The organism is Streptomyces araujoniae (assembly GCF_050871195.1).
GTDB lineage: Bacteria > Actinomycetota > Actinomycetes > Streptomycetales > Streptomycetaceae > Streptomyces > Streptomyces bacillaris.
Genome location: NZ_CP194070.1, coordinates 4,069,202 through 4,082,774, shown reverse-complemented (window position 1 = coordinate 4,082,774; position 13,573 = coordinate 4,069,202). Strand labels below are relative to the sequence as shown.

Sequence of the window (13,573 nt, the reverse complement as noted above, 5' to 3'; positions counted from 1 at the left end):
ATGGGTAATTCGTACGCCGCGGGCAGCGAGTTGGTTGTTCGGGCGAAGCCTTCCGAAAGTTCGATGCTACGCAAAGCTGTTGCTGCGCTGTGCCGATACACCGGCGAGGGATTGCAGCCGAAAGGCGACCGCAGTACGCGCTTCCTCGACGGGGAGGGAGAAGCTATGACGGTTACCCTCACGCATCCTGCCCACTCGGCGCTCAACTCCTGGGTTCAAGTCAGTCTTGGCGATTTCGAGCCGGACGGCGTCGGCGTGATCTTCCTGACGGTCCATCTGGACGAACCTGGGGACTCCCTCATGCAGGGATGGGAGATGGCCGTTGCCCTGACATCACAGCTCGTGGCGTGCCTCAACCCTGGCCTGGCGCATCTGACTGCATGGCACCTCGACGGGCACGGGCAGATCTACCCGTCCACCCACCTTCGCCCCGGCTCCAACCTGCCGGACGAGTTCGGACCATGGACCTATGTATCCGGTGAGAGGCTCACCGACCAGGTTCGCGTTCGACTCTCGGCGCTACCTGGATACGCTTCCCAGCCACTCGGGAATGGCTGGCTGGTCAGGGCAGTCGAAAATCCCGGAGCCGAGCCGACCGAACGGTTCCGGAACGCGCTGAGGGACCTGGATACCGAACCGATCAACTACCGAGCAGCCCGGCTGACCGCCGCTTGACCGGTTCACCTCACCGCCAGGACGCACAGCCGCCTCGTGGCCGGAGGTGAACGGCTTCTCCCGTATCGGATGGTCGAACCCCTCGGGAAGAACTGACACCCGTCGCCCCGTACACCGCCACCCCTGCACCGACCCGACACAAGCCTCTCCACTGTCTATTAGGGGCTATATTAGAATGAGTTCATGAGCAACGATATCCCCTACAGGCCAGGCGAAGGCCCCACTGCCAACGTCTCCGTCAGCCTGCACTCGGGCAACATCGCCGCCGTCCGCGCGCGCGTCGGGAAGCGTGGGTTCTCCGCCTACGTGGATGCCGCTGTGCAGCGGCAGATCGAGCGGGACAACCTCGCCGAGCTGACCGCCGCGCACGAGGCGGAGCACGGTGAGTTCAGCCAGGCGGAGATCGACGCCGCCCGTGCCCTGCTGCGCGGAGACGCCGACGGCGGCATGGGGAGCGCGGCTTGATGAGCCGGTCGGGCACCCTCGTCCTGGACAGCGAAGGGCTCTCCAAGGTGGTGGCCGACGATCGACAGGTCATGGCCCTGGTCCGAGGGGCCGAGAAGGAAGACATGAGGGTGGTGACCAGCATCCTCACCCTCATCGAGACGCACCACGCTCGGGTGAATTCCGCCCGCTTCAACTGGGCTGTCTCACGGCTGAACGTAGAGCCGGTCTCCGAGGAGATCGGGCGGACGGCGATGGGTCTGCTGCTTGATGCGGGCCTTCACGGGCACAAGTACGCCATCGACTCCGTGGTCGCCGCCACCGCACTCCATGCCCCGAAGCCCGCCGTTGTACTGACCTCCGACCCGGAGGACCTGGCCATGCTCTGCGGCGACCGCGTGAGGATCGTCAAGGTCTGATCCCTGACCTCAGGTCACCAGCCCCAGATACGGCCCGAACTCCGAGGCCAAAGTCAGCCGGCCCAGTTTCTGGTACTCCCGCTGGATCGCGTGGATCAGGGTCTCCATCGTCACCGCCTCGCCCGAGTCCGCCGCCAGGTAGGCCGCCGTCACCGCGATCGAGCGGATGTTGCCGCCCGCCAGCTCGAAGTTCTCGGCGCAGAAGGGGAGGTCGAGGTCCGGGCCCCGGGGGATGGTCGGGCCCAGGCAGCGGTTCCAGAGGAGGAGGCGTTGGGCGGGGTCGGGGACGGGGAAGTCGATGACCAGGTCCAGGCGGCGGGTGAAGGCGTCGTCCAGGTTGGCGCGGAGGTTGGTGGCGAGGATGGCCAGGCCGTCGAAGGACTCCATGCGCTGGAGGAGGTACGCGCTCTCCACGTTGGCGTAGCGGTCGTGGGCGTCCTTCACGTCCGAGCGTTTGCCGAAGATCGCGTCCGCCTCGTCGAAGAGCAGCACGCCGTTCACCCCGGCCGCCTCCGTGAAGATCCGCTCCAGGTTCTTCTCCGTCTCGCCCACGTACTTGTCGATGACCGTCGCCAGGTCGACCGTGTACAGGTCCAGCCCCAGATCCGCCGCGATCACCTCCGCCGACATCGTCTTGCCCGTGCCGGAGTCGCCCGCGAAGAGCGCTGATACCCCTCGGCCCCGGCCGCCGCCCGGCCGCATCCCCCACTCCCCCAGCACCCGGTCGCGGTGCCGGGCGCGGGCGGTGAGTTCGCGGAGCTGGGTGTGGGTGTCGGGTGGGAGGACCAGGTCGTCCCAGGTCACCGTCGGTTCGATGCGGCGGGCCAGGCGGTCCAGGCCGGCCGCGTTCTGGGCGCGGGCTCCCCGGCGTACGTGGTTGGGGGTCAGCTCGCCCCCGGCCAGCCGCGCCGTCTGGGCCGCGCTGCGGGCGGCAGCCGTCAGCTGTTCCGGGGTGAGCAGGAAGGGGGCCAGCAGGTCGTCCGGGGCGAGGGCCGGCGGCAACGGGGACGGGGACCAGCTCTCGTACGCCTCCCTCCACAGCGCCCCCCGCGCCCCCGGCTCCACCCTCGGCGCGTGCAGCAGGAGTGGCGGGACGGAGGACCAGGACGCGTCCCAAGGGGCCCGGCCCACCAGGACCGTCGGGACCGGAGTCGCCGTGAGCAGCCTCAGCAGCTGCGGGCGCTCCCGGGACACCGCGTCCAGCGGCGCGCAGACCAGGCCGGCCCCGGTGAGGCGGGCCTCGCGGACCAGGGCCCGTACCGCATCGACCGGAGTCGGGTCCTCCGCCAGCCGTGCCAGGTCCAGGCCCAGCACCTCCCGGCCCGCCAGGCTCAGCGCCGACGCGGCCAGGGCCGTGCCCGCGCCGCCCTGGTCCTCGCTGAGGTACGCCAGCGGCACGCCGTCGGCCAGCACCCCGGCGAGAGGTGCCGGATCCCCCACGCCCCGTACCGGCTGCCACGGCGCCAGCAGCTCCGCCAGCCGCGGGTCCGGGGTGTCGTCGCCCAGCAGATGCGCCGCCACCCGGTCCGGCACCCGCAGGGCACGGCTCAGGAACGGGCGGTCCAGGTCCTCCACCAGCAGCAGTCCCCCGGACCGGAGCGGCGCCCCCGCCGCCAGCCGGGCACGGGCCCCGGGGTCGGAGGAGGCCGCTCCGCACAGCCCCAGTGCCAGGCCGGTGGACGGGCGGCGCCGGGTCACGTCGTCGTTCAGGTAGGCGTAGAACGCCTCGAACCGGTCGTCCAGATCCGGTACGAGCGCGATGAGCAGGATCTCCGTATCGAGGGGGGTGAGGGCGAACTCCCGCGCCAGTGCGTCCAGTCGGGAGGCCGCACCGCCCTCGCCGGGAGGAGGCACGGCCGGAAAGGCCCTCGCCCCCTCCTCGTCCAGCAGCCGCGTGACGCTCTCGTCCGTCAGATACAGCCCCCGGAAGTCGTCGTCCGGGTCCGGGTCGGTGGAGCGGCGCAGCTCCACCGCGTGCCGGATGCGCCGCTCCACCGTCGCCGCCCGGGCGAGGAGGTGGCGGAGGTTCGGGTCGGCGGCCTCACGACCGGTCGTGGGGGCCGTGCCCTCCTGCGGCGTCATGCCCCGCGCCCCGACGATCCGCCACCCCGCGTCTTCGTGCTCCGCCGCTCCTCAGCGGTGCCCCGCCCGTCCTCCGGAGTCCCCCGTGTGCCCCGCGTCTCCGTGATGCGCAGCGACACCGCCCGTGCCCGCGACTCGCCCGACCCCGGCCCCGCCCCCGGCGGCTCCCGCGCCGGACGGCCCGGACGCGACCCGTACACCGGCAACGCGCCCCGCCCCGGATGTACTTCCGCCCCGGCCTCACCGGGCGCGGGAACATCCCCGAACTCCGCCCGCAGCCCCTCGTCGCCCACCGGCGGGCCCGCCTCGTAGACCGGGGAGGCCGTCACCGGGACGCTGATCACCAGGTCCAGCGAGGGCTTCAGCTCGCCCCCCAGAGCGCTCCACACATCGGCGAACGACCGGTCCTCCGGCGGCGGCAGCGCGATCGACATCGGGACGGCGGCACCGACCTCCGCCAGGGTGCCCCCGAGCAGGGCCGGCGGCAGCGCCTCGTACCGCAGCAGGCAGGCCAGCAGCGAGGAGAGCAGCCGGTGTTCGTCCTCCGGGCGTTTCGTCCACGCCGTGATCAGGTACGACAGCTTGAAGTAGCGGGGCGGGCGGCGGCGCGCGACGATCGCGCCGCGCTCGTCGTACTCGTTGTGCAGCCCCCGCTCCCGCCGTCGCATGTCCTCCCGGATGTCATACAGGTAGAGGTTGACCATCGGCGCGTTGACCTTGGCCGCCCACTCCCGGGTCGGGGCGTCGAAGACCACCGCGATCTGACGGCCCTCCAGCACCTCGGCCCGGATGAGGGCCCGCAGGACGTCGTCCACTTCATGGATCATCCGGTGACCGCCTCCGACGCGTAGGGCCGGCTCATGAGCGGCCCGCGAAGTCCGGTGGCTGGAGGTTGCGCTGCACGACCAGCACCGGTTCCTGGAGTCGTGGCAGGTCACGGGCCTCTGCCCGGAGGACGCGCGGGCCGAGGGTGTCCTTGCGCAGCACCAGCACCTGCACCTCGAAGGTGCCGTCACGGCCGACCCGTACCCCGGACCGGTCGGCGGTGATGCCGATGTTCCACGTGAAACGTACGGTCTCGCCCGGCGGATAGTCCTTGCCCCGGGCCAGCACCGGCTGCCCCGGCCTGGCGACCTGCGGAGTCACCGTCAGCGAGGGTTTCAGGACCCGCAGCCGGTCCACCGCCTGGTTGTTCACCGTACGGAGGTCGGGCAGCGCGCCGCGCACGGTGGCCCGGACATCACCGGTGATCGCCTCCCGGTAGGTGGCCGTCTGGACCACCTCGATCCGGCCCCCGGCGGGGATCGTGCACGGGCGGGCCGCCGTGCACCGGTTCAGAGGGGTCAGGGTGCGGTCCCTCGCCGCCGCCGGGCGGGGCCACGTCGCGCCGAGGACGACCCCTGTCGCCGTGTCCGGGCCCGCGTTGGTGATCGTGAAGCGGGCGCGGGCCGGGCGCCCCACGTACGTACGGTCCGGGCTGACATCCGCCCGTACCGCGAGGTCCGAGGCGGGCGGCGGGGGTGGCGGAGGCGGCGGTGGAGTGGGCGGGTCCGGCGGGACCGGGGGCTCCGGCGGCTCCGGGGGTGCCAGCACCTCGAACCGTGCCGTGTCCGTCCCCGTATTGCCCGCCGCGTCCGTGGCCGAGCAGGAGACCGTGGTGATCCCGACCGGGAAGAGAGAACCGGAAGGCGGCGTGCAGGTCACCGGAAGCTCGCCGTCCTGGGCGTCCCTCGCGGTCGCCGTGAAGCTGATCCGTACGCCGTCGGGGCCGGTGGCCCTCGCCGTACGGTCGTCCACCGTGACCACCGGGGCGTTGACGTCGTTCACGGCGATGCTGATCCGCTGCTGGAACTCCGGCTCGGCCACGGCGGCGGGCCCGAGCGCGTCCGCCCCCGGCACCTGCGTCCCGAGCGTGAACTGCACGGTGCAGGTGAGGGTGGTCCCCTGCGGGGCGTCGGCCGCCACGTCGACTGTCTCCGTGAAGACCGCCGTACCCCCGCTGGTGAGACTGCGGGTGGGCGGGTCGAGGGTGACGGTGAGGTGCGGGTCGCACTCCTCCAACCGGTGGCCGACGGAGGTGGGGAGGTTCTCGAACCCCTCGATGACGGCGTCGGTCACCCCGTCGCCGGGGATGCCGCTCAGCATGCGGCCGTCGGTGGCGGCGACGATCCGCTCGGCCTGGTCCGGCTCGTGCCAGGGGTCCTGATAGGTGGGGCTGCTGTAGCCGTCGCCGTTGAGCCCGTCGCCGTTCTCCGTCGTCACGTCCACGGCGATCACCCGTACGCCCTTGTCCTGGAGGGCGATCAGCGCCTCCTGGAAGGGGATGCCGTTGCTCGGATCGTGGCTCGACGCGTCCCCGACCAGGACGACGACCGGGCTGGAACCCTCCCGGAAGACCGTCCCGCCGTCCGCCCCTCCCGCCACCTTCCACAGGGCGTAGAGCCAGTCCTCGGACGGGCCGCTGCTGCGGAAGCCGCGTGAGGTGTCCAGCCGGTCGACCCCGGCCTGGACGTCCTCGATGTCCGCCGTCAGCTCTTGGAGCACCGCGAACTCGGCCGTCGGATCGTCGAACTCGTCGCCGTACGTGGCCACGGCGAACCGCGAGTCCGGCTGCTCGGCACGGACCGCTTCGGTGATGTCCCGCAGCCCCCGCTGCACGTCCTCGATCGGCTCGGCCATGCTCCCGGTGCCGTCCACCAGCAGGACCACATCCGGCCGGGGCGGGATGGCCGGAGTCCGTACCCGCTTCTCCAGGCTCGTCGAACCGCCCGGGTCGAGCGTCTCCTCCAGCGTCGCCGGGGTGACCCACGGCTCCGGCGGCTCGGGGTCGGCGGCCCAGGGCGCCCCGGCCGCCCCCGACGCGGGAGCGAGGACGGCGGTCAGCAGGAGGACGAGGGCCGGCGCGATCGAGCGGCGCGCGGGGCGGAAGCGGGGTCGGCGGGTGGCACGGCGGCGAAGGGACCACCACGACGCACCCGCACCCGCTCCGGCCCCGGGCTCCGGCCAGGCCCCGGGCGCGGACCCGGACCCGGACGACGCGCGCGATCCCCAGCCGAGCCGGCCGAGCACCGACGACGTACGCGGCCCCGAGCCGAGCCCGCCGAGACCCGACGACGCACACGATCCCGAGCCGGACCGGCCGAGACCCGACGGCGTACGCGTACGCGGCCCCGAGCCGGGCCACCAGGCCCTACGCCCCCAAGCCCCGCGCCCCGACGACGTACGCGATCTCGACCCCGGCCACCACGACGTACGCGACCCCACAGTGATCCTCCCCCGCCGCCCTCCCGACGGACACGGCTCCCACCCACCGTCGCGCCCGCGGGCCTCCCCGTACAGCGGAGAGCGAGTCAGTCACACAGGAAGACCGGCTGCCCGATCGGGCAACGGCGTTCGCCGTCAGCCGGCGGTCGGGTCAGATCAAGCCCTGCCGCATCGCGTACGCCACCGCGTGCGACCGGTTGCGCAGTTGCAGGCGGGTCATCACGGAGTGCAGCACGTTCTTGATCGTGCGCTCCGAGTACGCCAGCTTCACCGCGATGTCCGCCGTGTCGTACCCCTCCGCGACCAGCCGCAACACGTCCACCTCGCGCGCCGCCAGCCCGGTGAAGTGGAGCCCGCGCGGGCCGAGCACCTGGCCCTGGAGCCTGCCGACCTCCTCCAGCAGGCGGCCGAGCAGGTCGGACGGGAGGTGCCCCTCGCCGCGCGCCACCGTGCCGATGACCTGCACCAGATGGTCCGGCGTGGACTCCGAGCGCCGGACGACCCCGGCCACGCCGCACTCCGCCGCGCTCACCAGCTTCTGCTCGTCGATGTCCGTGGTGACCAGGACCGTCCGGCAGGTGGTGGTCCGCTGGATGCGGCGCAGGATGCGCAGCACGTCCTCGTCGACCGTGTCCACCACCACGACCACAACCTGGGGCGACACGTCGTCGGCCTCCCGCTCCAGGACGCTGACCTCGGGGCGGGCCCGTAGCTGACTGGCCACGCCTGCCTGGGAGATGGGGTCCTGCGCCCGTAAGGCGACCGTGATGCGCTCCATGCGAATGCTCCCCCTGAATTCGGCACCAGCCGGAAGCGTCACACAGCATGCACAACAGGCTCCACAGCTGTATTCGTCCGCCTCATCCGTCGTGAGGCGGACTGAAGATTCCCGTTCTTACCCGCGAGGAAACGAGACGGTTGCCCCGGGCACCGCATCTGCCCGAAAGTGTTCCTCCACGGCCGATGTCCCACCCCCGGACCGGTCCTACGGTCCGCCGTATGAGTCTTACGGCAAGCCTCGACGCGACGTCCGTCACCGCCGCACCCGGCGAGGTGACGGCCCTTCCGCTCCAGATCCTGAACTCCGGCCGGACCGTGGAGGAGTACCACTTCGAGGTGGTCGGCGCGTGTGCCGCCTGGTCGGCGGTGGAACCCGCCGTGCTCTCCCTCTACCCGGGCGACTCGGGGACCGTATCGCTCATGCTGCGGCCGCCGCGCGACGCGACGGTACCGGCCGGCGAGACGACGTTCGGGATCCGGGTGATGCCGAGGGGCGAGGCGGCCGACACGGTGGTGCCCGAGGGCCGGGTGACGGTCCTGCCGTTCACGGAGACCACCGCCGAGTTGGTCCCGCGCAGCTCCAACGGGTCGCGGAGCGGCCGCCACCAGCTCGCCGTAGACAACCGGGGCAATGTTCCGGTGACCGTACGGCTGGGAGCCCGGCCCGGTACGGAACAGGCGCGGGTGGACTTCGACGTCCCCGAGCTGCGGATCGAGCCGGGCGAGGCGCGGTTCGGGAAGCTGCGGGTCCGGCCGGCCCGGCGGATGTGGCGGGGTACGCCGGTGACGCACCCCTTCCAGGTGTCCGCCGCCCCGCAGGCGGCCGAGGGCGAGGAGGCCCCGCCCCCCGTCCTGGCCGACGGCTCCTACCAGCAGGACCCGATCCTTCCGCGGTGGCTGCCGCGCGCCCTGATCACCGCCGCCGTGCTGGTCCTCGCGCTGGTCGGCCTCTGGTACGCGCTGCTGCGCCCGGCGGTGACATCGGCGGCCCGGGAGGCGGTGACGCCCGAGGCGGTACGGTCCGCGGCGGCGGCCGACCGGAGCCGGGCACCGGACGGCACCGGTCCCGACGGTTCCGGCCCGGACGGTACGGGGCCCGGGGGCAGCGACTCCGCCGGTACGGGTACGGGCCCGGGCGGCGCGTCCGGCGCCACCCCGTCCCCCGGCGCCTCCGGCGCATCCGGCCCGGGCAGCGGCACCGGCGACCCCGCCGCGGGCACCCCGACGAGCGCCCAGGTCCGGGTGCAGGACGGGGTGGGCGGCGGCCCCAACACCGGGACGGCCCTGGAGGTCCCGGCGGGTCACACCTTCCAGCTCACCGACATCGTCGTGCAGAACCCGCAGGGCGACGCGGGGACGGTCACCGTCACGGCGGGCGGGAACACCAGCGTCCTGAGCCTGGGCCTGGAGAACTTCCGGGACTCCGACTACCACTTCGTCACCCCGATCCAGGTGCCCGCGGGCAGCAAGGTCACGATGACCATCGACTGCCGACGGGTCGGCAGGCCGGTGGGCGCCCCGGCCCCCGCACGCTGCTCGACCTCGATGTTCCTGGGCGGCACGATGCGCGCGGACACGACGGGCTGACGCGGGCGGGGCGGCCGAGCGGGCTCGGTGAGCGTTGCCAGGCGGGCAGGCCGGACGAGCGGGCGCAGGCCCGGCGGGCGCCCGGGCGGGCCAGGCGGGCGGGCCAGGCGGGCGGCCCGGGCAGGCCCAGCGAGCGGTCCCAGCGAACCGGCCCGGGGCACAATCCCGGGCAGCAGCTCCGACGCGCAACCCGCGGCACAGCGCCGGGACGCGACCAGCGACGACGCCCGGGCACGCGACCCGCCACGCGGCACCGGCCCGCCACGCGGCCCCGGCCCGCCACGCGGCCCCGGCCCGCCACGCGGCCCCGGCCCGCCATGCGGCCCCGGGCGACAGCCCAGCCGTCGCTACTCGGCCGGAGCCTCCTCTTCCTCCTCCTCCGGCTTCTTCTCCTCCGCCCGCTGCACGAACGCCCCCTGGACGTCAGCGGGTTGCTCGTCCTCGTCCTCCGTGGCGGTGCGCTGAACGGCAGGCGCGGAGGCTGGGGCGGGAGTGCCGGCTACCGGGGGCGCCACGGCCGGGGCCACCTCGGCTGCCGGGGCGGCGGGCTCCGGCGCCGGATCGGCCAGCACCCGTTCCGCGTTCGCCACGGCCTCGCGCTCGAACCGGTCCGACGGGTCGCTCACCCGGATCCCGCCCGGCGCCTCCGTCCCCTCCACGGGCCCGTTGCGCTGCTGGATCACATGGGTCAGCTCATGGGCCAGGGTCGTACGGCCCTGCGGCGAGGCGGGATCGTACGCGTCGCGCTGGAACACCACGTTGTGCCCGACGGTGTACGCGTGCGCCCCGACGCCCTTCGCCGACGCGTCGGCGGCCCCGTCGTGGTGGATCCGTACGTCGGAGAAGTCGGCGCCCATCCGGCGCTCCATGTCCGCCCGGGTGTCGGTGTCCAGGGGCGAGCCGCCGGAGGAGATCACATCGTGCACGGGCGAGCGCTGCTCACCGCCCGCCCCGTCCCGTACAGGCGCCCCGTCCGGCGCGGGCGCCTCCTCCTGCTCGGCCCCGGCGGAGGAGGACGCCGACCGGGCCCGCTGGACCAGGGGGCCGAGCGCGCTGTTGCCGACGGTGCGCTGGAGCAGGCCCATCCCGGCCGCACCGACGACGTCGGCCCGGCCGGTGGCCGCCGCCCGGAAGAGGTGGTGGGCCCGCGCGGAGGGATCGCGCCCGTGGCCCTGCCCCTGGTCCTGCTCGCCGTGGGTGTCCCGCCCGAGGGCCGCGCGCTCCCCCCGGTCCTGGTGGTCCGGATGATCCTGGTGCCCGGCGTGGTCCTGGTGGCCGTGGTCCTGCTGCTCGCGCTCGCTGTCGTACGCGTCCATCCTCATCTCCCCTGACCGTACGGTCGCCGCCCTTCCACGATCGCGGCGCCCGGCCGGCCCCGTCCAGCCCGCCGCCGGGCCGGTCCGGGGCACCCGGGGCTGCCTCATCGGGCAGCGGCGCGGCACGGACGGGCCACGGAACACCCGAGGTGACGGCCCCGTCACCCCCAGGCAGGGGGCAGAGGCGCAACCGGAGTCACTGGAGTCGCCGTCGGCTCACGCCCTCGGGATCATCGGAGGTATGAGCAAGAGCGACGGCGGCAAGAGCGCCGGTACCGACAAGAACCCCACCCTCCGGATCGCCCAGCAGCCGGAGGCGGACGGCCTCCTCGCCCGCAGCCCGCTGGCCGCCCTCGTCGGCATGCTCCTGGACCAACAGGTCCCGATGGAGTGGGCGTTCACGGGCCCGTACACGCTGGCGGAGCGGATGGGCGCGGACGATCTGGACGCCGCCGGGATCGCCGCGTACGACCCCGAGGCCTTCACCGCCCTCTTCACCACCAAACCGGCCCTCCACCGCTACCCCGGTTCCATGGCCCAGCGGGTCCAGCAGCTGTGCCAGTACCTCGTGGCGGAGTACGGCGGGGACGCGAGCGCGGTGTGGCGGGACGCGGAGAGCGGGGAGGAACTGCTGCGGCGGCTGAACGAGCTGCCCGGTTTCGGCACGCAGAAGGCCCAGATCTTCCTGGCACTGCTCGGCAAGCAGTTCGGCGTACGTCCGCCGGGGTGGCGGGCGGCGGCCGGGGCGTACGGGGAGGAGGGCTCGCGCCGGTCGGTCGCGGACATCACCGGCCCGGAGTCGCTGGCAGAGGTACGCGCGTACAAGCAGGAGGCCAAGGCGGCGGCGAAGGCGGCGAAAGCGAAGAAGGCAGCGCCGAAGACGACGAAGTAGACCGCGGGGAACAGGCCCCCGGAAGACAGAGGGACAGCTGATGACCGGAATGCACACTCCAGCACGCAGCCGGACAGAACAGTCGGCGGAAACGATCAAAACCGGCCATTGCTGTTCCCAGAGGCCACCCCACTCGCTAGCTTTCGCAGCAGCTTTCGCAGCACATCCGTTCGCACGTCCATCACGTCTCGACCGGAAGGACTCTTGTGCACGCAACACGTCGCAGAGCCATGGCAGTTGTGGCCGCCACCGCTCTGGCCACGCCGCTCCTCCTGGGCGCCGCCCCGTTCCACGGGCCTTCGCACGGGCACGGCCATTCGAAGCCCGGGGCAGGTCACTCGACGGGCCCCTCGAAGGAAGCGGTCAAGCTGTCCCGGGAGCTGGTGAAGAACGCGTCGGCACGTGACGCCTACCGCCACCTCCAGCAGTTCCAGGCGATAGCCGACTCGGCCGGCGGCCACCGGGCGGCGGGCTCGCTCGGCCACGACGCATCGGCGGCGTACGTCTACCGGCAGCTCCAGCGCGCCGGGTACCAGGTCTCGTACCAGGCCTTCTCCTTCGTCTACACCGAGACCCTGGCCGAAAAGCTCGCCGTGGTCTCGCCCTCGCCGCGCGATGTGACGATCAAGGCGATGACGTACACCCCGTCGACCCGGGTGGGCGGCCTGACGGCGGGGCTCGTCGCCGTCCCCGTCGACGACACGACCGGCTGCGAGGCGTCCGACTACGCCTCCGCCAACTTCACCGGCAAGATCGCGCTGATCAAGCGCGGCGGCTGCGCCTTCGCCGAGAAGCAGGCGGCGGCAGCGGCGGCCGGAGCGTCCGGGGCGGTCATCTACAACAACACCGAGGGCGTCCTGTCCGGCACGCTCGGCGAGATCTCCGCGGGCAGGATCCCGACCGGCGGGGTCACGCAGGAGGAGGGCGAGAAGCTCGCCGCCGACGCGGCCGCCGGTGACGTGACGGTCTCCTTCGAGATCCGGGAGCTCCAGGAGAACCGCACCACCCGCAACGTCGTCGCGGACACGCGCACCGGCAAGGCCGCGAACACCGTGGTGCTCGGCGCCCACCTCGACTCCGTCACCAAGGGCCCCGGCATCAACGACAACGGCTCGGGCTCCGCCGGTCTGCTCGAAGTCGCCCTGGAACTGGCCAAGTCGAAGAGCAAGCCCGCCAACAAGGTGCGGTTCGCCTGGTGGTCGGCCGAGGAGAACGGCCTGCTCGGCTCCGAGGCGTACGTCGCGTCGCTCTCCGAGACGCAGCGGCAGCAGATCAAGCTCTACCTGAACTTCGACATGATCGCCTCGCCCAACGGTGTCCAGTTCGTCTACGACGGCGACGACTCCGACGGCGTCGGCGCGGGCCCCGGCCCGGAGGGTTCCGCCCAACTGGAGCGGGACATCAACGAGTTCCTCGACAGCAAGGGCAAGAAGCACGAGGGCACGGACTTCACCGGACGCTCGGACTACGGGCCGTTCATCGAGGTGGGCATCCCCTCGGGCGGTACGTTCACGGGCGCCGAGGGCCTCAAGACGGCGGCCCAGGCGCGGACTTACGGCGGCCAGGAGGGTGTCGCCTACGACCCCTGCTACCACGAGGCCTGTGACGACCTGAGCAACATCAGCATGAAGCACTTCGACGTCAACATCGACGTGATCGCCAACGCGGTCGGCACGTACGCCCACGACCTGCGCTCGCTGACCCGCCCGGTCACCCCGTCGCCCAGCACCGGCACGCCGGGCAGCGGCGGCGGCCTGCACGACGGCCACGGCCACGAGGTCACGGAGTAACACCTTCGCCCTCGGCCCACGCCCGAACACGCACACAGGCACCGGGACCGGGACCGGGACAACACACGCACACACCGAGCACGCCGCAGGCGCAAGGGGACCACCACCCCCGGCCTGCGGCGTGCTCGCGCGTCCACCCATCCACACGTCCGCCCGCCCATCCACACGTCCGCCCGCCCATCCACCCCCGCTCCCCCGGCTACGGGGCGGTCCCCACCCGTACGGGGGAAACCCTGTACCGGTATCCAGCGCTATGCGCCGCTCTACAACGTTTCGCAGGCCACCGCAGTGGGGTTCCCCGGCTGCGCCCGACGCCCCTTGACC

The 13,573-nt window shown here is 72.8% G+C and carries 11 protein-coding genes; 6 read left to right on the top strand and 5 right to left on the bottom strand.

Annotation, left to right across the window (positions count from 1 at the left end):
* The 3 genes from ACQ9ZG_RS17360 (at position 1) to ACQ9ZG_RS17350 (ending at position 1,538) form a co-directional block, all read left to right on the top strand.
* Positions 1–675, top strand: coding sequence for a hypothetical protein (locus ACQ9ZG_RS17360; protein WP_146225533.1), 675 nt, complete (start codon positions 1–3; stop codon positions 673–675).
* A gap of 183 nt (positions 676–858) precedes the next feature.
* A complete protein-coding gene (locus ACQ9ZG_RS17355) occupies positions 859–1,140 on the top strand; it encodes a hypothetical protein (RefSeq protein WP_109914728.1) in 282 nt (93 codons plus the stop codon).
* Positions 1,140–1,538, top strand: coding sequence for a DNA-binding protein (locus ACQ9ZG_RS17350; RefSeq protein WP_109914727.1), 399 nt, complete (start codon positions 1,140–1,142; stop codon positions 1,536–1,538). Before ACQ9ZG_RS17355 ends, ACQ9ZG_RS17350 begins: the two co-directional genes overlap by 1 nt.
* A gap of 9 nt (positions 1,539–1,547) precedes the next feature.
* On the opposite strand, the gene ACQ9ZG_RS17345 is transcribed toward ACQ9ZG_RS17350, so the two are convergent.
* From ACQ9ZG_RS17345 to ACQ9ZG_RS17330, 4 genes are all read right to left on the bottom strand, one after another.
* Complete coding sequence (locus tag ACQ9ZG_RS17345; protein ID WP_499280789.1) at positions 1,548–3,620, bottom strand: ATP-binding protein; 2,073 nt, start codon at positions 3,618–3,620, stop codon at positions 1,548–1,550.
* Positions 3,617–4,447, bottom strand: coding sequence for a Pvc16 family protein (locus ACQ9ZG_RS17340; RefSeq protein ID WP_499280788.1), 831 nt, complete (start codon positions 4,445–4,447; stop codon positions 3,617–3,619). Before ACQ9ZG_RS17340 ends, ACQ9ZG_RS17345 begins: the two co-directional genes overlap by 4 nt.
* A 31-nt stretch (positions 4,448–4,478) precedes the next feature.
* Positions 4,479–6,689: a VWA domain-containing protein gene (locus tag ACQ9ZG_RS17335; RefSeq protein WP_499280786.1), complete on the bottom strand. Its 2,211-nt coding sequence runs from the start codon at positions 6,687–6,689 to the stop codon at positions 4,479–4,481.
* 346 nt (positions 6,690–7,035) lie between these two features.
* Positions 7,036–7,662 (bottom strand): helix-turn-helix transcriptional regulator, encoded by a 627-nt coding sequence (locus tag ACQ9ZG_RS17330; protein ID WP_019765090.1) that lies wholly within the window; start codon positions 7,660–7,662, stop codon positions 7,036–7,038.
* 221 nt (positions 7,663–7,883) lie between these two features.
* On the opposite strand from ACQ9ZG_RS17330, the gene ACQ9ZG_RS17325 reads away from it, so the two are divergent.
* Positions 7,884–9,251, top strand: coding sequence for a COG1470 family protein (locus tag ACQ9ZG_RS17325; RefSeq protein WP_499280785.1), 1,368 nt, complete (start codon positions 7,884–7,886; stop codon positions 9,249–9,251).
* A gap of 347 nt (positions 9,252–9,598) precedes the next feature.
* Here the strand turns inward: ACQ9ZG_RS17325 and ACQ9ZG_RS17320 are convergent, their stop codons facing one another.
* The gene (locus tag ACQ9ZG_RS17320; RefSeq protein WP_499280783.1) at positions 9,599–10,567 is read right to left on the bottom strand and encodes an eCIS core domain-containing protein; all 969 of its coding nucleotides are present in this window, start codon (positions 10,565–10,567) and stop codon (positions 9,599–9,601) included.
* A gap of 241 nt (positions 10,568–10,808) precedes the next feature.
* On the opposite strand from ACQ9ZG_RS17320, the gene ACQ9ZG_RS17315 reads away from it, so the two are divergent.
* Positions 10,809–11,459, top strand: coding sequence for an HhH-GPD-type base excision DNA repair protein (locus tag ACQ9ZG_RS17315; RefSeq protein ID WP_099221105.1), 651 nt, complete (start codon positions 10,809–10,811; stop codon positions 11,457–11,459).
* Between the two features lie 230 nt (positions 11,460–11,689).
* The gene (locus tag ACQ9ZG_RS17310; protein WP_109916693.1) at positions 11,690–13,249 is read left to right on the top strand and encodes a M28 family metallopeptidase; all 1,560 of its coding nucleotides are present in this window, start codon (positions 11,690–11,692) and stop codon (positions 13,247–13,249) included.
* The last annotated feature ends 324 nt before the right edge of the window (positions 13,250–13,573 follow it).

What these genes read in the sequence shown, in the direction of transcription:
- ACQ9ZG_RS17360 (WP_146225533.1), top strand. Translation starts at nt 1, where the DNA reads ATGGGTAATTCGTACGCCGCGGGCAGCGAGTTGGTTGTTCGGGCGAAG.
- ACQ9ZG_RS17355 (WP_109914728.1), top strand. Translation starts at nt 859, where the DNA reads ATGAGCAACGATATCCCCTACAGGCCAGGCGAAGGCCCCACTGCCAAC.
- ACQ9ZG_RS17350 (WP_109914727.1), top strand. Translation starts at nt 1,140, where the DNA reads ATGAGCCGGTCGGGCACCCTCGTCCTGGACAGCGAAGGGCTCTCCAAG.
- ACQ9ZG_RS17345 (WP_499280789.1), bottom strand. Translation starts at nt 3,620, where the DNA reads ATGACGCCGCAGGAGGGCACGGCCCCCACGACCGGTCGTGAGGCCGCC.
- ACQ9ZG_RS17340 (WP_499280788.1), bottom strand. Translation starts at nt 4,447, where the DNA reads ATGATCCATGAAGTGGACGACGTCCTGCGGGCCCTCATCCGGGCCGAG.
- ACQ9ZG_RS17330 (WP_019765090.1), bottom strand. Translation starts at nt 7,662, where the DNA reads ATGGAGCGCATCACGGTCGCCTTACGGGCGCAGGACCCCATCTCCCAG.
- ACQ9ZG_RS17325 (WP_499280785.1), top strand. Translation starts at nt 7,884, where the DNA reads ATGAGTCTTACGGCAAGCCTCGACGCGACGTCCGTCACCGCCGCACCC.
- ACQ9ZG_RS17320 (WP_499280783.1), bottom strand. Translation starts at nt 10,567, where the DNA reads ATGGACGCGTACGACAGCGAGCGCGAGCAGCAGGACCACGGCCACCAG.
- ACQ9ZG_RS17315 (WP_099221105.1), top strand. Translation starts at nt 10,809, where the DNA reads ATGAGCAAGAGCGACGGCGGCAAGAGCGCCGGTACCGACAAGAACCCC.
- ACQ9ZG_RS17310 (WP_109916693.1), top strand. Translation starts at nt 11,690, where the DNA reads ATGGCAGTTGTGGCCGCCACCGCTCTGGCCACGCCGCTCCTCCTGGGC.